This is a genomic window from Paenibacillus pasadenensis DSM 19293 (assembly GCF_000422485.1).
GTDB classification, from domain to species: Bacteria; Bacillota; Bacilli; order Paenibacillales; family Paenibacillaceae; genus Paenibacillus_O; species Paenibacillus_O pasadenensis.
The window spans coordinates 1-22,593 of record NZ_AULW01000065.1 but is presented as its reverse complement, the minus strand read 5'-3'; the positions used below and the strand labels follow the sequence as shown (position 1 = coordinate 22,593).

Here is a 22,593-nt window from a genome sequence, read left to right as displayed (position 1 = left end):
CGGAAGAGCGCGTACGCTTGCATGACGGAAAAAAAACGCGGCTGGCAGGCACGCAGCGCGTGCGGCTTCAGCCGCGACCGGCATCCGAGCGCATGCTCAGGAAGCCTTGTTCTTGTTGTACAGGTCGAAAGCGACCGCAAGCAGCAGCACGAGCCCCTTGATGCCCTGCTGATAGTCGATGCCGAGGCCGATCAGCGACATGCCGTTGTTCATGACGCCCATGACGAGGCCGCCGACGATCGCGCCGACGACCGTGCCGACGCCGCCGCTGGCCGAAGCGCCGCCGATGAAGGCCGCCGCGATGGCGTCCAGCTCGAAGTTGACGCCCGCCTTCGGCGTGGCGGCATTGAGGCGCGCCGCGAACACGAGTCCGGCGAGAGCCGCCATCGCGCCCATGTTGACGAACACCCAGAACGTCACCTTTTTCGTCTTCACGCCCGACAGCCTCGCGGCCTTCTCGTTGCCGCCGAGGGCGTAGATATGGCGGCCCATGACGGTCTTGCGCATGACGAACGTATAGATGACGACGAGCACCATGAGCAGGATGAGGATGTTCGGCAGTCCTTTGTAGGAGGCGAGCACGTAGGTGAACAGGTTGAGGATGAGGATGACGCCGGCCGCTCTGGCCGCTGCCAGCGGCAAGGACAGCTGCTCGAACGAGTAGCGCTTCTGGACGAGCCGGGCTCGCCATTCCATGAACAGGTAAAGGATCGAGACGATGATGCCGGCGAGAATCGTCGCTCCGTGCAGCTCCCAGCCGAACGGCAGATCCGGCACGAAGCCGGTGCTGATCGAACGGAACTCGTTCGGGAACGGCGCGACGGACTTGCCGTTCAGCACGAGCATGGTCAGACCGCGGAACAGCAGCATGCCCGCCAAGGTGACGATGAAAGACGGGATGCGCATGTACGCGACCCAGAATCCTTGCCAGGCTCCGACCGCCGCTCCGATCAGGAGGGAGATGACGATCGCGGCCGGATACGGCATCTGGTGCTGCACCATCAGGATCGCCGATATGGCGCCGACGAAGGCGGCGATCGAGCCGACGGACAGGTCGATATGGCCGGTGATGATGACGAGCAGCATGCCGATCGCCAGGATCAGGATGTAGCTGTTCTGCAGGATCAGGTTCGTGATGTTGAGCGGCTTGAGCAGGATGCCGCCGGAGAGGAGCTGGAACAGCAGCATGATGAACAGCAGCGCGATGAACATGCCGTACTGCCTGAAGTTGCCCCGCAGGGCGCGAAGCGCGGTTGTCATGGAGTGTCCCCCTTGCCGGTCATGTATTTCATCAGCCTTTCCTGGCTGGCTTCCGCTCTCGGCACGACGCCGGTGAACCGTCCCTCGTTCATGACGTAGATCCGGTCGCACATGCCGAGCAGCTCGGGCAGCTCGGAGGAGATCATCAGGATGCCTTTGCCCTGCTCCGCCAGCTGGTGGATGATGGTGTAGATTTCATACTTGGCGCCGACGTCGATTCCCCGCGTCGGCTCGTCGAGGATGAGCAGGTCGGGCCCGGTGAAGATCCATTTGCTGAGGACGACCTTCTGCTGGTTGCCGCCGCTCAGGTTGCCCGTCTTCTGGTGGATGCTCGGCGTCTTGATGTTCATCCGCTTGCGGAATCCTTCCGCCTCGACGATCTCCCGGCTGTCGTCCACGACGAACCATTTCGAGATGCTCTTCAAGCTGGCGAGCGTCGTATTGCGCTTGATGTCCTCGTCCAGGATCAAGCCGTACTCCTTGCGGTCCTCCGTCACGTAGGCGATGCCGGCGTCGATCGCCTGGGGGATGTCGCGGAGCTTCAGCTCCTTGCCCTCCTTGAACAGCTGCCCGCTGATCCGCTTGCCGTACGACTGGCCGAAGATGCTCATCGCCAGCTCCGTGCGCCCCGCGCCCATCAGCCCGGCGATGCCGACGATCTCGCCACGCCGCACCTCGAAGCTGACGCCGTCGACGACCATGCGGTCCGGCTGCAGCGGATGGCTGACCGTCCAGCCTCGCGCCTCGAACAGCAGCTCGCCGATGCTCGGCTCCCGCTCCGGATAGCGGTGCGTCAGGTCGCGGCCGACCATCCCCTTGATGATCCGATCCTCGGTGATCTCGTCGGCGCGGACGTCCAGCGTCTCGATCGTCCGGCCGTCCCGCAGGATCGTGATCGAGTCGGCCACCTTCATGATCTCATTCAGCTTGTGGGAGATGATGATCGACGTCATGCCCTTTTTCTTGAATTCCAGCAGCAGCCGCAGCAGGTTCTCGCTGTCCTCCTCGTTGAGCGCCGCTGTCGGCTCGTCGAGGATGAGCAGCTTCACGTCCTTGGACAGCGCCTTGGCGATCTCCACGAGCTGCTGCTTGCCGACGCCGAGCGATCCCGCCTCCGTCTGCGGCGAGTCGCCGAGGCCGACCGTCTGCAGCAGCTCCTTCGTGCGGATCGTCGTCTCGTTCCAGTCGATGATGCCCCGGGCCGACCGCTCGTTGCCCAGGAAGATATTTTCTGCAATGGACAGCTGCGGGATGAGCGCCAGCTCCTGATGGATGATGACGATGCCCTGCTGCTCGCTGCCGCGGATCGACCGGAATTCGCAGGCCTTTCCATTAAACAAAATATCTCCCTCGTACGAGCCATGCGGATACACCCCGGAGAGCACTTTCATCAGCGTCGACTTGCCGGCGCCGTTCTCTCCCATCAGGGCGTGGATCTCGCCTTCTTCTACTTTCAGGTTGACATTCTCAAGAGCCTTGACGCCGGGAAAAGCCTTGGTGATCCCGCGCATTTCCAGCAATGCCTCCATCGTTCCCTCACCATGCCTTTCGAAGGATTGGACGGACGGAGTCCCGCAGCACTCCGCCCGCCATGCCCGGATGGCTTACTTCAGCTCATCCTCCGTGTAGTAGCCCGAATCGACCAGCACCTGCTTGTAGTTGTCCTTGTCGACCGAGACCGGCTCCAGCAGATAGGATGGAACGACCTTGACGCCGTTGTCATACGTCTCGGTGTCGTTCACTTCGGCTTCCTTGCCCTCGATGACCGACTCCGCCATCGTCACCGCCACCTTGGCCAGCTCCCTCGTATCCTTGAACACGGTCGACGTCTGCTCCCCGGCGAGGATCGACTTGATCGAGGCCAGCTCGGCATCCTGGCCGCTGATGACCGGCATCGGCTTGTCGGCCGTGCCGTAGCCGACCCCCTTGAGGGAGGAGATGATGCCGATGCTGATGCCGTCATACGGCGAGAGCACCGCGTCCACCGTCTCGTCGGCATAGCTCGCGCTCAGCAGATTGTCCATCCGGGACTGGGCCGTCGCGCCGTCCCAGCGGAGCGTGGCGACCTGCTCCATGCTCGTCTGCTTGCTGCGGACGACGAGCTTGCCGCTGTCGATATGCGGCTGCAGCACCGACATCGCGCCGTCGAAGAAGAAGTAGGCGTTGTTGTCGTCCGGCGATCCGGCGAACAGCTCGATGTTGAACGGACCTTTGCCGTCCTTCAGCCCGAGCTTCTGCTCGATGTAGGACGCTTGCAGGACGCCGACCTTGAAGTTGTCGAACGTGGCGTAATAGGACACATGCTCCGAGTTCTTGATCAGGCGGTCGTAAGCGATGACCTGGATGCTCTGGTCGGCCGCCTTCTGCAGCACGTCCGTCAGCGACTCGCCGTCGATCGCGGCGATGACGAGCACTTTGACGCCCTTCGTCATCATGTTCTCGATCTGGGACACCTGGTTCTCGATGACGTCCTCCGCGTACTGGAGGTCGACGCTGTACCCTTTCTCCTCGAACTGCTTCTTCATGTTGTCTCCGTCCGCGACCCAGCGCTCGGACGATTTTGTCGGCATCGAGACGCCGACCATTCCTTTTTCTCCGCCGCCGGAGCTTCCGCCGTTGCCGGCGTCCGCGCCGCCGTTGCCGCCGGCGTTGCCGCAAGCGGCCAGCAGCAGGATGAGCATCGATGCGACGAGCAGAGAGATCGCCTTTTTCATGTCCATGTCCCCTTTTCGATAGATGGCTGAACGTGCTGGATCTATCGTAGAGCACAGACGCGTAGCGGGTCTTTGCAATGAATTGTCGCGTTTTTATAAAAAACCGACCTCGCGGCAAGCCAAACATCCCCGCGCCTGGAAGCTCGGCTTCCGGACGCGGGGATGCGGGTCGAATCATCTATGGCCGATGGCTCGGCTGAACAGATCCACGAGCTCCTGGCTGAAGCGAATCGGGTCGATCCTGGCCTTGAGCTTGACGTTGAAGCCGTACTCGTCGAGGGCGCCGCGGATCGCGCTCGCCATCGCATCGAGGTCGAAAGCGCCGAACTCCCCTTGCTCTTGCCCGAGCCGCAGGATTCGGCGAAGCTCGTTTTCCAGAGGGTCGTCCTCGTCATCCTGCAGCTTGTAGTAAGGCATGCCGTCCGCCGTCCGGGCATGAAAGACGATCTCGATCAGCGCCGTGCTGCGAGCGGGATTCTCCGCCTGATAGGCGATGCTGGCCTCGATGTACGCCTGCAGCTTTTCTCGGGGACCCGAGGCCGCCGCCGTCCGTTCCAGCACAGAGGAGGACAGGTCTGTCGCCAGCTTCATCAGGGCATAGTCCATCAGATCGTTCTTGTCTCGATAGTGATAGGAAATCAGGGCGGCGCTGATGCCCGCCCGCTTGGCGATCTGAGCCATGCTGGCTCGGATATAGCCGATCTCATCCAGCGTCCGGATCGTCGCCTCGAAAATCTGGGCGCGCCTCGCGTCCGCGATGAACGTCTGCTTCTCCTCCGCGTCTCTTCCTTTCATCCGCTTCTCCTTTTCGCTCGAACTAGGCTTTTCTCCAGTACTGCATGGTTCCTTTGTCCTTGACCGACAAGCCGAGCCTCGCGGCTTCCCGCTTCATTTCCCTCGCAGCATCGGCTTCCTTGCCGCGCAAGGCCAGCTCGCGGGCTTCCAGCAGCGCGTTCAATGCCGGCGTCAAGTCGGGCGCATTCCTCACCCAGAGCCGGTAATGCCCTTCGAACGGGTCTCCTGCGGCAGACCAGGCATATCCATGCCGGATGAAGGCTTGCTCCGCACGAGCGGGATCCGCATCATAGGGCTCGCGAGCGAGCTCGACGCCTGTGCGGCCGACCAGCACGAGCTGCTTGCCTTCGATGAAAGCCGCAGCGACCTCCGATCGAGGGAAGCTCTGAGCCGAATGGCGGATCTTCAAGGTCGCCTCCTCGTCGGAAACCGAGATCGCCAAGCTGTCTTTCATCGCTTCGGACGCGAGCCAGCAGCCTGCGATCAGGCCAAGGGCAGCGGTCAGAAGCACGATCCATTCCTGCTCGATAGAAGCGATGAGCTCCAGCGGCCCCTGCAAAGGAAACCAGGGAAGAGCAGCGGCCCAGCCGGCGATGGCGGGGACGAAATAGCCGAGCGCGATGCCTAGAGCGGGCGGAACGGTCAGCAGGATCCAGCGGTCAGCCGCCGACAGGTGTACGACCGTGATGCTGCCCGCGCCTCGCTGCGCTCCAGATCGTCGAGTCTGCATGCATGCCTTCCTCCTTTTCAATGGTCGGATAGACAATCTGATTGATCAACCTAAATTCTGATCGATTAATCAGATTTTAGCTTATTCTTTGTTTCAGGTCAAGGAAAGAGATGGCCGAAGGCGAATGAAGGGATCGATTCTCCGTTCGAAATCGGCGCTGCGACCGTCAATCTGCCGGAATGACCGCCGGGGCGGCAGATCGCCTGTATCAGGCTCAGCTTCCGGACCCGAGCGCCGAATTCGTCTGGACACGAACGAAGCCCCCGCCGGAGCACGCTCCTGCGGGGGCTTCATTTTTCAGTGGGGCTCGCTATGAGACCAGGCCTATGCCTCGCCTCTTGCGGCTCCGTTCATAATCGTTGAGCAGAGCATCAAGCTCTTGAGACAGGAACAGCACCAATTCGGATCGGAACCCGCACTGCTCGGCGGCTTTGATCATTTCGGAACGCTTCTGTTCGACCGCTTCCAATATCCGGGACACGTTCAGGTCCATGGGCTATCCCCTCCTGCTTCATATATCGGCAGGCGCAGGATGTTTTTCCATATATTATCATCCTATTTTTGACTGAATTTCCTTCTCCGCGAGACGGATGAACGCCTCCAGCTCCATCGTCCCTAGATCGCCTCCGCCCCGGCTGCGCACCGCCGCCCGGCCCGCATCCGCTTCGGCCTCTCCGACGACGAGCATATAGGGAATCTTGGCGAGCTGCGCATCCCGGATGCGGCTGCCGAGCTTCTCGGCGCGGCTGTCCGCATCGGCGCGCAGGCCCGCCTCGGCGAGCCGCTCCCGCATCCGCTCGGCGGCTTCGCGCTGCGCCTCCGATACCGGCAGCACGCGCGCCTGGACTGGCGCGAGCCACAGCGGGAACGCGCCCGCGAAATGCTCCGTCAGGATGCCGAGGAAGCGGTCGATCGAGCCGTAGACGGCCCGATGGATGACGACCGGCCGATGGCGCGCGCCGTCTTCGCCGACATAGCCGAGATCGAATTTCTCCGGTATCTGGAAGTCGAGCTGGATCGTGCCGCATTGCCAGCTGCGCCCGAGCGCGTCGAGCACATGGTAGTCGATCTTCGGCCCGTAAAAGGCTCCGTCGCCTTCGTTCAGCCGGTAGTCCGCCCCGCGCCGCTCCAGCACGTCCCGCAGCGCTCCCTCCGCCTGCTCCCAGAGCTCCGCCGCCCCCATGCTGTCCGCCGGCCTCGTCGACAGCTCCATCCGGTACGAGAAGCCGAGCCGGCCGTACACCTCGTCGATCAGATCCATGACGCGGCCGATCTCCTCGCCGATCTGATCCGGCCGGACGAACAGATGGGCATCGTCCTGGCAGAACGAGCGGACGCGCATCATGCCGCTCAGCGCCCCCGAGAACTCGTGGCGGTGGACCTGGCCGAACTCCGCCAGCCGCAGCGGCAGCTCGCGGTACGAGCGGAGCCGGCTGCCGAAGATGAGCATATGGCCCGGGCAGTTCATCGGCTTGAGCGCGTACGGACTGCCGTCGACGTCGCAGAAGTACATCTGGTCCTTGTAATGGTCCCAGTGGCCCGACTCCTCCCACAGCCTGCGGTTCATCAGCAGCGGCGTGCGCACCTCCTCGTAGCCGCGGCGCAGCTGCAGCCTGCGGGCGAAGTCCTCGAGCGCCGTCCGCACCGCCATGCCGCGCGGCAGATAGAACGGCATGCCCGGCGCTTCCTCCAAGAACAGAAACAGCTGCAGCTCCTTGCCGAGCTTGCGGTGATCGCGCCTGCGCGCTTCCTCCAGCCGCTCCAGATGCTCGCCCAGCTGCGCCTTTTTCCAAAAAGCCGCGCCGTGGATCCGCTGCAGCATCGGCCTCCCGGAGTCGCCCCGCCAGTAGGCGCCTGCGACGCTCATCAGCCGGAATGCCTTGAGCCGGCCCGTCGACGGCAGCAGCGGACCCTCCTCGAGCGCCTCGAAGCCGCCGTGCCCGTAAAACGCGTAGGGGCCGTCGTCCGGGCGCTCCCGCAGCAGCTCCAGCTGCAGCGCCTCGCCTCCCTCCGCCAGCCGCTCCTCCGCCTCCGAGCGGCTCCGCGACATGCGCGTGAACGGCAGATCCTCGGCGACGATGCGCTCCATCTCCTTCTCGATGCGGACGAGCTCTCCCGCGCCGACCGGCGCGGCCAGCCGCGCGTCGCAGCCGAAGCCGTCCTGGCCGGCGAAGCAGCTCCCGATCGTCACAGCGGCATCGCCGTACAGCCGCTTCAGCGCATGCGCCAGCACATGGGCCGCGCTCCGGCGCAGCAGCTCGAGCGCGGCCGGATCGTCCGGCAGGAGCAGCTCCAGCGCGCCGCCGCTCTCGAGCGGCCGGTCGAGGTCGACCAGCCGCCCGTCCAGCCGCGCGGCCGCCGCCTTGGCGCGCAGCCCCGGCCGGATCGTGTCCGCCACGGCCGCGGCGGTCGTGCCGGCCGGGTACCTCCTGACCTGGCCGCTCGGCAGAGCGATGCGGATCTCGCTGCCGCCGGATTCGCCGGCGGACTCGCTGCGGGGCAGCTCGACGGCTGGATCGATTCCGGGGCCGCCTTCGTTTTTCTGCTCTCTGATTTCCATGCGCTTCTCCTCCTTTCTTCGTCTGGGAACAACAAAAAACGCGCTTCATCCCGAGAAGGGACGAGCGCGCTAAGGACCCGTGGTTCCACCCTGATTCGACCTCCGGCACGAGCGGCACGGAAAGTCCTTCATTGGCGTCCGATAGCGGGGACGAGCCGGCAGGCTTACGGCCGCGCGGCACTTGCCGGCAGGTTCAGCGCTGCAGCTATCAGAGGGGTAATCCCGGCATCCGGCACCGAAGAAGCTCGCAGCGTGCGCTTCTCTCTCTGGGCGGCCCGCGAAGGGGATCCTGTCTCTGGTCATGGCTCACTGAAGAATGAGATTGGAGCCTATCTTACCCGCTCGGAGGCGGGCAAGTCAAGACGCTTTTTCGGCAAAGGCGATTTCGGACCCCCGTCCTCGTGCCGCTTCCTTGCAGCTCCCTTGCAGCTCCCGCGCCCTTCCTACGCCCCTCCCGTGCCGCCCGTCAAACGCCGCCCTCCCGCAGATCGCCAGCCTTCAGCGCCATCTGCAGCAGCAGCTTCGTCTCCGGATCGTCGAGCCGCAGGCCAAGCTCGGCCTTGAGCTTGTCCAGCCGGTAGACGATCGTGTTGTAGTGGACGAACATGCGGTCGGCCGTCTCCTTGGCGTTGCAGTTGCAGGCGAAATAAACGCGAAGCGTCTTCAGCAGCGCGCCCTGCTGCCTGCCGTCCAGCGCCAGCAGCGGCTCCAGGTACAGCCGGCAAAATTCCTCCAGCTCCTCGCTCCCCTGCAGGCGGAACAGCAGGAGGTAGACGCCGAGCTCGCCGTAGGACACGGCGGCGGACTCCAGCCCGCAGGCGCGGCGGACCTGAGCGGTCCGTCCCGCTTCGCGATAGCTGCGGGCGACCTCCGAGCGGCTGCTCGCCGGACGCCCGAAGCATAGCGCGAAGCGGCCGGGCGCGGCCGCCTCCAGCCGGCGGAGCGCCTCGCTCGCCGAAGCCTCCTCCTGCTGTGGCGACGGCAATCCGCCTTCAAAGGCGTCCAGCACGGCGAGCGCTCCTTCCAGCACAGTCCAGCGCAGCGCGCCGGAGCCGCCGCCCGCGCTGCGGTTCAGCTCTCGCGCCAGCTCCGTCAGCTGCGCTTCGCCGCCGGCGGCCGCGGCCGGTCCCGTTTCCCGCGGCACGGCGATCCCGACACGGTAGGCATCCGGCTCAAGCAGCTTCCAGCCGCAAGCTTCGGCGCGCAGGCGCAGGTCGCTCTCGGACAGGATGCGTCCGGCGATCCAGTCCTGCAGGAACTGGTCGAGGTACTTGCTCTCGATGCTCTCCCGCGCCCTCCGATTGGCCAGCTCGAAGCCGAGCAGCCTCGCCGCCCAGCTGATCGTCAGCGAATCGACGACGCCGAGCTCTCCGTCCTGCTCCAGCACGAGCAGCCAGGCGCGCCCTCCTCCCGCACCCTCGATCGGCACCGCATGCACGCGCGGCACGGTCCCGCTCCAAGCCGCCGCCTCGCTCGGCGGCCGGCCTGCCGCCAGCTCCAGCCAGAGGCGGGGCTCGAACGGTCCTCCCAGCCGGTCCGCGCCCGGCGACAGCAGCGCCGGCTGCGAAGAGCCTTCCGCCAGCACGGCCGGATGCCGCACCATCGCCTCCAGATGGCGCAAGAAGGCAGGAAGCCCGTCCCCGTGCAGAAGCACTTGGGACAGGCGCTGGACGCGTCCTTGCAAAATCGTCAGATCCTTGGACTCCGAGACGAGCACGCGCTCCATCACCTCGCGCACGACATCGGAGAACGTCGTCGCCGGCGGCAGCTCGATCAGCGGCATGCCGTGCCGCTCCGCCGCCTCGACCGCCGAGGCCGGCACCTCGTCGACGAAGCGCTTCGTCTTGATCCCGAGCGCGGCCACGCCCTTGCGCGCCAGCTGCGCGACCAGCTCGGCCAGCACCTCGGGCTGATCCTTGAACGGATAGCCGGTCGTCATGAGCAGCTCGCCCGGGCGCACCCAGTCGATGACGTCCGGCACCTCCATCACGTTGACCCGCGTCACTTCCCGCTCCAGCCCCGCCGCTCCGCCAAGCAGCGCGGCTCCTTGCAGATTCGGAATGTCGAACACGTCCTTGACCTTGAACGGCTCCAGCCTCAATCCGTCCATGCGCTTCCCTCCTTCCAGCATCTTGCCCGAAAGCCGATACGGGGCTGCGGCGGACCGGGCTCCCGGTCCGCTCAGCCTCCCGCGCGCAGCACCCGCTCCACCTCGTCCGTCTCTGCCGTCCAGCCGAAGATCGCCCCCTGCTGCACGAGCATGCGCAGCGCGGAGCGGTGATCCTCCGGATCGAACGCGGCGCTCGCATCCGCGACGACGACGCATTCGTACCCGCGGTCGTTGGCCTCCCGCACCGTCGTATGGACGCATACATGCGTCGTGACGCCGCAGACGATCAAGCTGCGGACGCCGAGCCGCCGCAGCTCCGCCTCCAGCGAGGTCGCATAAAACGCGCCTTTGCCGGGCTTGTCGATCACGATCTCAACCGGCAGCGGAGCGAGCTCGGGCACGATGCCGTGCCCGAGCTCGCCGCGGATCAGGATGCGCCCCATCGGCCCCTCGTCGCCGATGCCCGCGCCCTGGCGGCGGCTGCGCTGCAGCTTGGAGGGCGGACAGTCGCTCAGATCCGGCAGATGGCCCTCCCGCGTATGGACGACCGGCATGCCCGTGCCTCTGGCGGCGGCGAGCAGGCGGGCGATCGCCGGGATGATCGCCCTCGCCGGGGCGATGTCGTTGCCGAGCCGCTCGCCGAAGCCGCCCGGCGCGCAGAAGTCGTTCTGCATGTCGATGACGAGCAGCGCCGTCCGCTCCGGCTCGAAGCGGAACGGGTACGGAAGCGCTCCGGCCAGCTCGCGGCTCATGCTCCGTCCTCTCCGCGCCGAGGCGGCGCTGCCTCCGCCCCCGGAGGTCCGGGGACGTCGACGAGCGTCGTGCCGAAAAAGCGGTTCGGCGGCGGGGACGGCTCGACCGGCAGGAACACGCTGATCTGCTCGGAAGGCTCGTGCCCGGCATTGAACACCGAGTGCACGACGCCCGCGGGCACCTGGAACGTATCGCCCGCCCGGCATTCGGTCCACTGGCCGTTGCAGAGCAGCTTCACCTGGCCCTTGGTGATGTGGATCAGCTCCGCGACATCGTGATGATGAGGCAGCACCGCGCCGCCGACGCCGATCTTCTCCCAGAGCACGGAGCTGGCCCGGATGCCGAGCCGGTCGGCGTCCGCCGCCGAGCAGATCTCCCGGTGGTACAGCTCGGGATGATGCGGCATCCGGTCCCACTCCATGCCGGACTCGCGCAGCACGACCGTGCCCGCCGGCACAGCCGCTTCTGCAGCTTTTCCTCCCGCGGCCGCGGCCGTGCCCGCCCCGGACTCCTCCGCCTGCATGGCTCTCCTCGTCGGCTCCGTCATCGCGCCGCGCCTCCCTTCGCTCCGCCATATCGCCGCTCCGGCGGCGGGAACCCCTCGCTCGTGCCGTCCTTGATGAGCACCTCATCCTCCCAAGGCAGCCGGTAGCGGCCGGCGGCGAGATCATGCATGTAGGTGTACGGACAGTCGCCTGCGCCGCCCTGCACCGCGACGTAGCCGCGATGGCCGAGCTGGTACAGGTTGTTCTCCACGCCCCAGATGCGGCGCGCCTCGCGGACGAGCGACGGCCGCACCTCGCCGGCCACGATCTCGTCGGGCCGTCCGCCGCCGTGGACGAGCGTCATGCCGTCGAAGCCGACGATCATCGCCTCGCCCATCGAGTCGAAGACGCCGTCGCTGCCACTCAGGCAGACCGAGGCGGTGTACATCAGGTTGCAAAAGGCGTTCGCCTGGTTCGTCACCTGCCATGCATGGCGGATCGGAGCCGTATAGCCGGCCGTGCGCAGCATGATGTCCGCACCGAGATAGGCGCATTCGCGCGCCATTTCCGGGAACATGCCGTCATGGCAGATGACGAGCGCCAACCGGCTGCCGTTCGGCCCGTCGCACATCGGGATGCCGAGATCGCCCGGCTCCCACGGCTCCACCGGCACCCACGGATGCAGCTTGCGGTACTTCAGCCGGATTCCGCCTTCGTCGTCGATGATGAGCCCCGTGTTGTACGGATTGCCGTCCGGATTGAGCTCCATGATGCTGAAGCAGCCCCAGATGCGATGCTCGCGGCAGGCCTCCCGCCACAGCTCGACCTCCGGCCCGTCGACCCGGCACATGAGCGCCGGATCGGTATTCATCGATAGGCCATGCAGCGAATATTCGGGAAATACGATCAGATCCATCGAGCGCGAGCCCTTCCGCGCCTTGGCCGTCATCTCCGCGATGCGCCTCGCCTGCGCCGCCAGCTGCTCCGGCGTCTCGACGGCCGGCAGCTGCAGCTGCGCGAGGCCGATGACGACGCCGTCCGGCGATTTGTTCAAGCCGCCCAGTCCGTTCATAGTCGTTCCCTCCTCATTGCGGAATGCTGCCGACGACGCCTTCGACCAGATAGTCCATCGCCTCGAGCTCGTCGGTCGTCGGCGCCTGTCCGGCGGCGATCCGCTCCTGGCCGCTCTGGTCCTTGACCGGACCGGCGAACGGATGCAGCGTGCCGTCCACGATCTCCTGCTTCCTTTCCTCCACGAATGCTTTCACCTCGTCCGGCACTGCCGAGCCGAACGTGCTCAGCCGCACGACGTCGTCCTTCAACATGCCGCGGTATTTGCCGTCATAAACGCTGCCCTTGAAGCCGCCGTCCGCCGCCGTCCGCACCATGTCGACGAACAGGTCCGGCCAGTTCCACTCGGAGCCCGTCAGCCAGCCCTTCGGCGCGAGCGCCGAGGAGTCCGCATGATAGCCGACCGTCATCGCGCCGCGGCGCTCCGCCGCTTCGACGATCGTCTTGCTGCAGTCCTGATGCTGGCTGATGACGTCCGCGCCGCCGTCAAGCAGCGAGTTGACCGCATTGGCCTGCTGGCCGGGATCGCACCAGCTGCCGGTGAACACGACGCTCGTCGTCGCGTCGGGATTGACCGACTTCGCGCCGAGCTCGAACGCGTTGACGTTGAGCAGCACCTGCGGGATCGGCACGGAGACGATGTAGCCGAGCTTGCCAGTCTTGCTCATCTTGCCCGCCGTCACGCCGGCGAGGTAGACCGGCTCCCAGATCGTGCCGAAGTAGGTGCCGAGGTTGGCGGCGGTCTTGAGCCCGCCCTGATGGTAGAAGGCGACGTCCGGATGGCGCTTGGCGACGTTCAGCGCCGGCTCCAGATGGCCGTACGAGGTCGGGAAGATGATCTTCGCCCCGTCCTTGATCATCTGCTCCATGACGCGCTCGGCTTCCGCCGTCTCCGGCACGTTCTCCGAGCGCAGCACCTTGAGGTCAGGGAAGGCCTTCTCCACCGCCTGGCTGCCGAGATAGGCGGCCTGGTTGTAGCCGTAATCGTCCTTCGTGCCGACAAAGATGAAGCCGACCGCGCTGCCGCCGCTGCCGGGAGCTGCCGAGCCCTCCGCGCCCGCTTCCGCCGTGCCGCTGTTCGCGCCGCCGGAGCTGCCGCCCGACCCGGGCTGGCTGCAGCCGGCGACGAATACGATGACTGCCAGCAGGGCGGCGATGATGCCGGTGAGGCTTGACTTGCTGGATGACAGTTTCATGGAATTTCCCTCCGCTTATCCTGATTTTTTCTCTGTAAAGGGGACTTGCCGACTTGCCGCCGCCGCCGGACCCTGGTCGGAACGGCCGGAACCGGATGTCAGCCGCCGGGATCGCCGGCCAGCACTCTGCCGAGCGCCTCCGGCGTGCGGCTCAGCTTGCGTCGCTCCACGAGCAGCAGCGCCGCCAGCGTGAGCAGATACGGGAACATGAACAGGAAGAACGGAGAGATCGCCCAGCCCTGCTGCTGCACCGTCAGCTGCAGCGCCTGCGCCGCGCCGAACAGGTACGCGCCGAGCATCGCCCGCTGCGGCTTCCAGGAGGCGAAGATGACGAGCGCCACCGCGACGACGCCGCGCCCGGCCGTCATGTTCTCGACCCAGCTGTGCGTATAGGCGATCGACAGCTGCGCGCCGCCGAGTCCGGCGAGGAATCCGCCCGCCAGCACGGCGCAGGCCCGGATGAGGCGCGGGTTCAGGCCGCTGGCGAACAGCACGTCCTCGCGCTCGCCCGCCGTCCGCACCATGATGCCGAGCCGCGTGCGGAACAGCAGGTACCAGATCGCCGGCACGAGCAGCACCGAGAGGTAGGTGAGCGGATCGTGGTTGAACAGGATGCCTCCGACGAACGGGATGTCGGACAGCAGCGGGATCGGCACCGGGTTGAAGCCGACGATCTGCGAGCTGACGAAGTCCCGGCCGAAAAACGAGGTCAGTCCGATGCCGAAGAACATGATCGCCAGGCCGGTCGCCAGCTGGTTGGCGCCGAAGCCGACGACGAGCACGGCGTGCAGGAGCGAGAGCAGCAGTCCGCAGCCGCCGCCTGCGAGCGCGCCGAGCCACGGATTGCCGGTCCAGACGGTGACGGCGAAGCCGCCGAGCGCTCCGGCGAGCATCGAGCCCTCGGTGCCGAGATTGATGACGCCGGCCCGTTCGGAGATGAGCTCGCCCTGGCTGGCGAGCATGACGGAGGTTCCGGAGCGGACCGCCCCGGTGAGAATGTCCGCGATCATGTCAGCCTCTCCTCCTTTTGCCGCCGAGAATGAAGAACAGCACGAGTCCCATCAGAATCGTCACGGCCGAGGCCGGAAGGCCCGAGCCGATCTCCAGCGTATTGCCGGCGACGCTGATCATGCCGAGCACGAACGCCGTCAGCAGCAGCCGCAGCGGATGGTTCCACGCCATCATCGCCGCGAGAAAGCCGAGGTAGCCGAAGTTCGCGCCGGTCGTCGCGCGCAGCCGGCCCTCGATGCCGGCGATCTCGATCATGCCGGCGATGCCGGCGATCGCGCCGGCTGCGATCAGCACCCAGAAGTACATGCGGCCGATGCGCATCCCGGCCCTCTCCGCCGCCAGCCGGTTGCTGCCGAGCACGCGGATGCGGTAGCCGAGCCGCGTGCGGGCCAGGACGAACCAGACGATCGCCGCGATGGCGGCGGCGATGACGAAGCCGACATGCAGCCGCGTGCCGTCGAAGATCGGCAGGCGCAGCGTCGGCGCGATCTCCGGGGAGAACGGCCAGTTGAACGATTCGGGATCCTTGAGCGGACCGTGGACGAAAAAGCCGACGAGGAACACCGCCACATAGTTTAGCAGCACGCTCGTGATCGTCTCGTTGAGCCGGCCCTTGACCTTGAGCAGCGCGATCGCCAGCCCCCACAGCGCGCCGCCGAGCGCGCCGGCCAGCAGCATCGCCGGAATGCCGATCCAGGCGGGCAGGCCGCCGAGGTAAAAGACGCCGAACCAGGCGGCGAACAACGCGCCGACCGCCAGCTGGCCCTCGCCGCCGACGTTGACGAGGCCGGCCTTGGCCGGCAGCGCGGCGGCGAGGCCGGTGAGCACGAACGGCGTCGCCTTCAGCAGCACCTCGCCGAAGCCGTACAAGTCGCCGAACGTCGACACGAGCATCGAGCCGTACAGCTCCAGCGGATCGACGCCGTATGCCAGCAGGAACAGGCCGAACAAAGCGAAGGGAATGGCCAGCACGAGCAGCTGGCGCAGCCAGGAGAGGAGGCGTTTTGCCGCGGCGGATCTGGCGCCCGCAGGAGCGGCGACGCTCGGGGAAGGGTTCAGGCTCATGCGGATTCTCCTTTCAGCATCAGGCGGCCGATGCCGGCCTGATCGATCTCCTCCGGCCGGTACGGCCCGAGCAGCCGCTTGCCGGCGAGCACGACGAGCCGGTCGGACAGCTTGAACAGCTCGTCGAGATCCTCCGAGAGGAGCAGCACCGCCGCCCCCTGCGCGGCTGCTTCGAGCAGCTGGCGCTGGACGGTGTAGGCGGTGCCGATGTCGAGCCCGCGGCTCGGATAGCTGACGATGAGGATGCCGGGACGGCGGATGAGCGCCCGCGCCAGCACCATCCGCTGGATGTTGCCGCCGGACAGCGTCTCGGCGCGGCGGTCCGGCGCGGCGACCGACAGCGCGGCCGCCTCGGGACTAGCCGTCAGCTCGGCGCGCAGGCGGCTCCAGTCGACGCCGAGCCCTTTTGGATAGAGGGGATAGCCGTCCAGCGCCATATGCTCGAGGATCGTGAAGCCGGGCACGACCGACTCCTTGACCGGATCCTCGGAGACGAGCGTCACTCCCGCCTCGATGAAGCTCCGCACGCCGGGCTTCATCGGCTTGCCGCCGATCTCGAGCGTGCCCGAGGCGAGCGGCCGCAGGCCGAACAGCGCTTCCGCCAGCTCCCGCTGGCCGCTGCCCGAGATGCCGGCGACGCCGGTGATGCGGCCCGCAGGCAAGTCGAGGTCGAACGCTTCCAGCGCCAGCTCGCCGTGGTCGCCGCGGATCGAGGCGCCGCGCACGGCCATCGCGGCAGGCGCTTCGTCCGGACCGCCGGCGGTCCGGGACACCGCCTTCAGCGTCTTGTCCCCCATCATCGCGGCGATCAGCCGCTCGCCGGCCAGCTCCTCGCCCTGTCCGGCGCGGAAGACGATCTCGCCCGACCGCAGCACCGTCGCCTCGTCGGCGACGGCGAGCACCTCGTTGATCTTGTGCGTGATGAGCAGGATGCCGTAGCCGTCCTCCCGCAGCCGCCGCAGCATGTCCAGGAACGCCCCGACCTCCTGCGGCACGAGCACGCTCGTCGGCTCGTCGAAGATGATGATCCGCGTGCCCGGCATGAGCAGCACCTTGACGATCTCGAGCCGCTGCCGCTGCCCGAGGTCGAGCTCCCAGACGGACGCGTCGGGATCGACGGCCAGTCCGTATTTGGCGGATACGTCGACGATGCGGCGCCGCAGCTGCCTGCGCCGCAGCCCCCATCCCTTCTCCACCGCGAGCGCGATGTTGTCGAGCACCGTCAGCGCCGGCACGACGCGGAAGTCCTGGAACACCATCCCGACTCCCTGCGCCCTTGCCTTCGCAGGCGGATGAAGCTCGGCCGGCCGGCCGTCGATCTCGACGCTTCCCTCGTCGGGCTTGTAGACGCCGTACAGCATCTTCATCAGCGTGCTCTTGCCGGCCCCGTTCTCGCCGAGGATGGCGTGGATGCTCCCTTTCCGGACGTCAAGGTCGATGGAACGGTTGGCGGTCAGCGAGCCGAAGCGCTTGGTCAAGCCGCGCACGCTCAGCAGCGGTTCTGTCAGCAGGTTCTCTCTCTCCATCCGGCCTTCCCCCCTTGTTCGTTAAGTGAGGTTATCTAACATAAATCGAATTGGTTTGATTATAGCGCACGTTCCCGAAAAAATCTTTATCAGAACCTTCCAAAAGAAAGATCGTTGATTTGTCAGAAGGCTCTATATCTATCATAAATATGACATCTTAGGGCTGAGCCGAGGCGGCTGCCGGGGCTCTCGCCTCGACAGATCGATCGCGCCCGTGCGGGTCGGTGGGGCGCGGCGGCCGCCTCAGCGGGCGGCCTGCTCCAGCGCCGTCCTCCAGCCTCCGCTCGCCGAGATGTCCTCCGCCCGCTCCAGCAGGACGCCTTCGCAAAGGAAGCCGGAAACAAGCGAGCCGTCCTCCAGCCTCACCTTTCCGAAGCCGAGCGGCTGCGGGATCGCCTCGACGAAGGCGCCAAGCCGGGACAGAGGCATGCTCCACAGCTCCAGGGCGATCGGCGATCCGCCCGCTTCGACGCGCACGAGCCCGGGCTTGGCCGGCTCGCCCGGCAGCCGCAGCAGCCGGTAGCATGGAGCCGTCCGCGCCTCGCGCAGGAAGCGCGCTCCATGGCCGAGCATCTGCGGCTCCAGCGGCATCCCGCGCATATGCAGGCCGCAGACGGCGATGACCGCTTCGGGAGCGGATGCCGGTTCCTCCGCGGACGGAGCGGCCGGCTGGAACGAGCCGGCAGCGTCGGGGCTCGCTGGCGGCGAGATGCCGGCGAATGCCGCGGCCTGCGCCAGCTTCTGCGAGCCGGCAGCGTCGGGGACTGTCGCCGTTGACTCGCGTTCGTCGAATGCCGCGGCTGCGCCGAACAGCAGCCCCTCCTCGTCCGCCGCGGCGAACAGCGTGATGCCGAACGGCAGCTCCCTCGCCGCCGCCCCGGCCGGCAGCGCCAGCGCTCCGAGCCCGAGCAGATTGCAGTGGTTCGTCCAGCGTCCCATCGCCGAATTGGCGCCGAGCGGATCCGCTCCGACCTGCTCGCGCGTCCAGGTGCCGCCTGCGGTCGGCAGCGCCAGCACCGCCCCGCGCAGGAGCTGCGACGATTCCAGGCGCAGCTCCTGCAGCCGGTGCAGCGCCCGGAACAGCGCCGCCGCGTCGTAGCCGCGCTCCTCGCCGGAGCGCAGCACCGATTCGGTCACCGGCAGCGCGCTGCCGGGATGACGGTCGAGGAAGCCGCCGAGCGACGCTCGCCGCTCCTCCACGTACGGCCCTTCGTACAGCAGCGCCGCCGCTTCCTCCAGCGGCTGCAGGCGGATGCGGCGCACGGGCAGCCCGAGGCTCCCCAGCCTGCGCTCCGCGACCTTCCAGGCCTCCTCGTACTCGGCTGCAAAAGGACCGAAAAACGCCAGCGGATCGTCCGGCAGCAGCAGCTCGCTGGGCAGCGCCGGCTCCGGCGCAGGTCGCGCGGCGCTCCACGGATCGCCGGGCTCGAGGCCGCGCGCGATGCGGTCGATCTCCGCCGTCTCGGTCCAGTCGGCGGCGAACACGCTGACGCAGTCCAGGCTCGCGCAGGCCGGCACGACGCCGCGCGTCGGCCATGCGCCCGGAGCCGCCTTGTAGCCGGCGATGCCGTTGAGGGCAGCCGGCACGCGCCCCGATCCCGCCGTGTCGGTGCCCAGCGCGAAAACGGCATGCCCGCGGGCGACCGCGACCGCGGATCCGGAGCTCGAGCCGCCGCTGATCAGCTCCGGGCGCAGCGCGTTGGCCGTCTCGCCATACGGGCTGCGCGTGCCGACGAGGCCCGTCGCGAACTGATCCAGATTCGTCTTGCCGATCGGCACCGCTCCCGCCTCCACGAGCCGCCGGACGACGGCCGCATGCTCCACCGGCGCGTAGGCGTAGTCCGGACAAGCCGCCGTCGTGAGCATGCCCGCGACATCAATGTTGTCCTTGACCGCGAACGGAATGCCCCACAGCGGGCATGCGTCCGGATCGAGCTCCTCCAGCCTGCGCAAGCAAGGGCGCAGCCTCTCCATCGTCGGCGGCGTGATCCAGATGTTCCAGGATGCCTCGGCCGCCGCTTTTTCGCACAGCTCGCGCATCACTTCCTCCGGCGTCGTCCTCCCGCTCCGATACGCCTCGCGCAGCGACGCGATCGTCCACGCCCGGCTCATCGCGCCGTCTCCGCCAGACGCCGCAGCTCCGCGACGACTGCCGCCGAGTCCGATACGGCGCCGAACACGCCTCCCTGCATCTGCACCATCCGCAGCGCCGCCTCGTGGTTGCCGCTGTCGGTCGCTCCCGTCGCATCCTCGAGAATCAGGCATTCGTAGCCGCGGTCGTTCGCCTCGCGCATCGTCGTATGCACGCAGACGTCAGTCGTGATGCCGGTCAGGATCAGGTTGCGGATGCCGCGGACGCGCAGCAGCAGGTCGAGGTCCGTCGCATAAAAGCTGCCCTTGCCCGGCTTGTCGATCACGATCTCGCCCGGCTCCGGACGCAGCTCGTCGATGATGTCCCAGCCCTTCTCGCCGCGGATGAGGATGCGTCCCGCCGGTCCCTCGGAGCCGATCTCGGCTCCGATCGCCGCGCTGCGCCAGCGCTTGTTCGCCGGCAGGTCCGACAGATCGGGGCGATGCCCCTCCCGCGTATGGATGACCGTGAAGCCGGGCAGCGCGCGCGCCGCATCCAGCAGGGCGCGGATCGGACCGATCGCGCGGCGGGTGAGCGACAGGTCGTAGCCCATCCGGTCCACGTAGCCTCCCGGTCCGCAGAAGTCGGTCTGCATGTCGATGACCAGCAGCGCCGTATTGTCCGCCCGCAGGTCGCCGTCGTAAGGGTAAGCGTAAGGTTTCGCTTGGATCGTCATCGAAAATCACCTTGTCCTCTCTTGCTTTTCTAGGTTATGTCACATTATATAACATGAAGAGAGAGCGGTCATTGGCGTTCGTTGCCAAAAGGAGAGATTCAGGATTAGGAACCGACCCTAAACCGGCGTAGCGCCGATCCATTTTCCATGCATGCGCAAGTCAGTCGGCCGTCTCCGGGTTTCAAACGAAGCGCTTCCGACGAGGACTTTGCTCAAAAAAACGCGCTTCCTCCCGAGAAGGGAAGAGCGCGCCTTGTCTATTCTTCATATCCGATTACTTTTCCTCGCACGGCCGAAATGGGAAGCGGTCCAAAAAGCTGGCTGTCGATGCTTCTCCACCACGTATCGCCCAATACGAAAACGTGATCGGGCGGGACCTCGATCTCGTCCAGGTTCGCCGTCTCGAGCTCCTGCCCTCTGGATTGCTCTTGGCCGTAAAAAGCTTCCAGCTTTTTGCCGTCAATGTAGATCCGGCCCTTATCAATCTTCACTTTTTCTTTGGGGAGGCCGATGACTCGAGCCAGGTTGAATTCGGCCGGCTTCAAGTTTGGATTGAAGTCATGCTTGAACTCAGGCGTCTTGAAATAAACGACATCCCCGCGGGACAGAGATCCGTCGGCCGCATCATTCGGATCTACCACCAGGCCTCCTACGATCGCGGAATCATACTCATGATTCCCCCGATCCATGCTGTCGGATCGATGTTCGATCACGAACATGCCGCTCTCGACATCCACTTTTACAGGCGTTGATGGCGTGGTCTCATCCTTGACCGATCGGCCATTTTCGGAAGCTGAGCATGCGGAAATAAAAGAGAGGCAAGCCAGCAGAAGGACGAAACGGGCTGTTTTCATGAAAGGAGTCCTCGCTTGTTCAATGGTTAGGTCAGCGACTACGGGATCGCGATTCTCATGTTCCTTCAATTGTATGATTTATACAGAAAAATCCAATATGTCCAATGAACGATTTTCTTGTTGCCTAACTCGGCTTTAAAATACGGCTGTCCCTCCGCCATTTCCGTCAATTCGTTTGAAACCCGATGCCGAACGTTGATAGACTATCCTAAAGGAGAGGATGAGAAGCATGCCAACCATGATCTGCCTGCACGGCCTGACGCCGGAGCAGGAAGCGCGCGTGCGCGAGGCCGCGCCGGGCTGGAACATCGTATTCGGCCGCCCCAAGGAGCTGGACGACAAGCTGTTCCGCGAGGCGGAGGTCATCTGCGGATGGAGCCCCGCCATCGAGAAGGAGTCTCTTGGAGAGGGCGGCTCCCTCAAGTGGCTGCAATCGTGGTCCGCGGGCGTGGACAAGATGCCGCTGGGCAAGCTGGAGCAGGCCGGCGTCATCCTGACGACGGCGAGCGGCGTGCATCCGGTGCCGATGTCCGAGACGGCGCTGGCGATGATGCTCGCCTTCTCGCGCGGCCTGCACCATTCGGTGCGCAGCCAGCTCCGGGGCAAATGGGAGCCGCGCGAGCCATACGCGGAGCTGAATGGAGCGACGCTCGCGATCATCGGAGCGGGCGAGATCGGCACCGAGCTCGGCCGGCTCGGCCAGGCGCTCGGCATGCGCACGATCGGCGTGCGCCGCACGGCGCGGCCGACGCCGCACATGGAAGAGACGATGGCCATCGAGCAGCTGCATGACGCGCTCGCCCGCGCCGACTATGTCGTGAACGTCCTGCCGCACACGCCGGACACGGAGCGCGTTTTTGGCGCCGCCGAGTTCGCCGCGATGAAGGACAGCGCCGTGTTCGTCAACATCGGCCGCGGCGTGTCCGTCGATACGGATGCGCTCGTCGAGGCGCTGCGCAGCGGCGCGATCGGCGGAGCCGGTCTGGACGTGACCGATCCCGAGCCGCTGCCGGAAGGCCATCCGCTGTGGGCGATGGAGCAGGTCATCATCACGCCGCATATGGGCGGCAGCTCCGAGCGCTACAAGGAACGCGTCACCGAGCTGTTCGTCCGCAACCTCAAGAGCTACCTGGCGGACGGCCGCCCGGCCCGCAACATCGTCGACTACGAGCGGGGGTACTGAGTCCTTCGCGCGCAGCTCGTCGACTACGAGCGAGGGTACTGGGCCCTTCGCGCAGCTCGTCGACTGCTGCGCGAACTGTTTTCATATGCGAAGAGGACTAGGCAAGGGGCGGTCAAACCGGCAAAATGCCGCCAGGCATCGCCAAGCGAGCAAAGGGACAAGAGCGGAGCCTGACTCCGTCCTTGTCCCTTTTTCCTGCCTGTCGCCGCGAACCCGGGGGCGAGCCAGAGTTGCTCGGTTTTTCCGCGCATCTCCCTCCGTTCCGACGCCTGCGCGCCCGCGTTGCTCGGTTTTTCCGCGCAACTATCTCCGTCCTGCTGCCTGCGAGCCCGAGTTGCTCAGTTTTTCCGCGCAACTCCCTCCGTTCCGACGCCTGCGCGAGTTAAGTCCATATAATTGTGTAAAATGCTCCTGACCATAAAAAGGAAAGTCATGGCAGGGACTCTCGGTTAGAATGGAAGTTGTCGAGACCA

Annotated in this window: 19 protein-coding genes; 1 reads left to right on the top strand and 18 read right to left on the bottom strand. The window is 66.0% G+C overall.

What is annotated here, in order from left to right; all coding sequences use genetic code 11:
- Positions 1 to 96: 96 nt before the first annotated feature.
- The 18 genes from mmsB to lepB form a co-directional block, all read right to left on the bottom strand.
- Entirely contained in the window at positions 97 to 1,260 is a 1,164-nt protein-coding gene (gene mmsB, locus H582_RS0109645; RefSeq protein WP_028598389.1) for a multiple monosaccharide ABC transporter permease, read from the bottom strand.
- Positions 1,257 to 2,789, bottom strand: coding sequence for a multiple monosaccharide ABC transporter ATP-binding protein (gene mmsA / locus H582_RS0109640; protein WP_028598388.1), 1,533 nt, complete (start codon positions 2,787 to 2,789; stop codon positions 1,257 to 1,259). The genes mmsB and mmsA overlap by 4 nt, the downstream gene beginning before the upstream one ends.
- Positions 2,790 to 2,864: 75 nt before the next feature.
- A complete protein-coding gene (gene chvE, locus H582_RS0109635) occupies positions 2,865 to 3,974 on the bottom strand; it encodes a multiple monosaccharide ABC transporter substrate-binding protein (protein ID WP_028598387.1) in 1,110 nt (369 codons plus the stop codon).
- Positions 3,975 to 4,148: 174 nt separating this feature from the next.
- Positions 4,149 to 4,769 (bottom strand): TetR family transcriptional regulator, encoded by a 621-nt coding sequence (locus tag H582_RS0109630; RefSeq protein WP_028598386.1) that lies wholly within the window; start codon positions 4,767 to 4,769, stop codon positions 4,149 to 4,151.
- Between the two features lie 22 nt (positions 4,770 to 4,791).
- A complete protein-coding gene (locus H582_RS0109625) occupies positions 4,792 to 5,499 on the bottom strand; it encodes a YqeB family protein (protein ID WP_052333115.1) in 708 nt (235 codons plus the stop codon).
- 310 nt (positions 5,500 to 5,809) lie between these two features.
- Entirely contained in the window at positions 5,810 to 5,992 is a 183-nt protein-coding gene (locus H582_RS26810; protein ID WP_043111158.1) for an aspartyl-phosphate phosphatase Spo0E family protein, read from the bottom strand.
- Between the two features lie 57 nt (positions 5,993 to 6,049).
- Positions 6,050 to 8,059 carry a threonine--tRNA ligase gene (gene thrS, locus H582_RS0109615; RefSeq protein WP_084136980.1) on the bottom strand — a complete coding sequence of 670 codons (2,010 nt, stop codon included), beginning with the start codon at positions 8,057 to 8,059 and terminating at the stop codon, positions 6,050 to 6,052.
- A gap of 466 nt (positions 8,060 to 8,525) precedes the next feature.
- Entirely contained in the window at positions 8,526 to 10,169 is a 1,644-nt protein-coding gene (locus H582_RS0109610) for a PucR family transcriptional regulator (protein WP_052333114.1), read from the bottom strand.
- Positions 10,170 to 10,240: 71 nt separating this feature from the next.
- Complete coding sequence (locus H582_RS0109605; RefSeq protein WP_028598382.1) at positions 10,241 to 10,921, bottom strand: cysteine hydrolase family protein; 681 nt, start codon at positions 10,919 to 10,921, stop codon at positions 10,241 to 10,243.
- Positions 10,918 to 11,469, bottom strand: a complete 552-nt coding sequence (locus H582_RS26805; protein ID WP_240478985.1) for a cupin domain-containing protein — start codon at positions 11,467 to 11,469, stop codon at positions 10,918 to 10,920. The genes H582_RS0109605 and H582_RS26805 overlap by 4 nt, the downstream gene beginning before the upstream one ends.
- Entirely contained in the window at positions 11,466 to 12,479 is a 1,014-nt protein-coding gene (locus H582_RS0109595; protein WP_028598381.1) for a formamidase, read from the bottom strand. The genes H582_RS26805 and H582_RS0109595 overlap by 4 nt, the downstream gene beginning before the upstream one ends.
- 13 nt (positions 12,480 to 12,492) lie before the next feature.
- Positions 12,493 to 13,674 carry a BMP family ABC transporter substrate-binding protein gene (locus H582_RS0109590; protein WP_028598380.1) on the bottom strand — a complete coding sequence of 394 codons (1,182 nt, stop codon included), beginning with the start codon at positions 13,672 to 13,674 and terminating at the stop codon, positions 12,493 to 12,495.
- A gap of 98 nt (positions 13,675 to 13,772) precedes the next feature.
- On the bottom strand, positions 13,773 to 14,684 hold the full coding sequence (locus tag H582_RS0109585) for an ABC transporter permease (RefSeq protein WP_028598379.1): 912 nt from the start codon (positions 14,682 to 14,684) through the stop codon (positions 13,773 to 13,775).
- A gap of 1 nt (position 14,685) precedes the next feature.
- A complete protein-coding gene (locus H582_RS26800; protein WP_084136975.1) occupies positions 14,686 to 15,750 on the bottom strand; it encodes an ABC transporter permease in 1,065 nt (354 codons plus the stop codon).
- On the bottom strand, positions 15,747 to 17,276 hold the full coding sequence (locus H582_RS0109575) for an ABC transporter ATP-binding protein (RefSeq protein WP_052333113.1): 1,530 nt from the start codon (positions 17,274 to 17,276) through the stop codon (positions 15,747 to 15,749). The genes H582_RS26800 and H582_RS0109575 overlap by 4 nt, the downstream gene beginning before the upstream one ends.
- 243 nt (positions 17,277 to 17,519) lie before the next feature.
- Complete coding sequence (atzF, locus tag H582_RS0109570) at positions 17,520 to 19,388, bottom strand: allophanate hydrolase (RefSeq protein WP_028598377.1); 1,869 nt, start codon at positions 19,386 to 19,388, stop codon at positions 17,520 to 17,522.
- Entirely contained in the window at positions 19,385 to 20,083 is a 699-nt protein-coding gene (gene biuH, locus H582_RS0109565) for a biuret amidohydrolase (RefSeq protein ID WP_028598376.1), read from the bottom strand. The genes atzF and biuH overlap by 4 nt, the downstream gene beginning before the upstream one ends.
- A gap of 257 nt (positions 20,084 to 20,340) precedes the next feature.
- Positions 20,341 to 20,937, bottom strand: a complete 597-nt coding sequence (gene lepB / locus H582_RS29950) for a signal peptidase I (RefSeq protein ID WP_084136972.1) — start codon at positions 20,935 to 20,937, stop codon at positions 20,341 to 20,343.
- 229 nt (positions 20,938 to 21,166) lie between these two features.
- Here lepB and H582_RS0109555 point away from each other — a divergent pair, with 229 nt between their 5' ends.
- Complete coding sequence (locus H582_RS0109555; protein ID WP_028598375.1) at positions 21,167 to 22,120, top strand: D-2-hydroxyacid dehydrogenase; 954 nt, start codon at positions 21,167 to 21,169, stop codon at positions 22,118 to 22,120.
- The last annotated feature ends 473 nt before the right edge of the window (positions 22,121 to 22,593 follow it).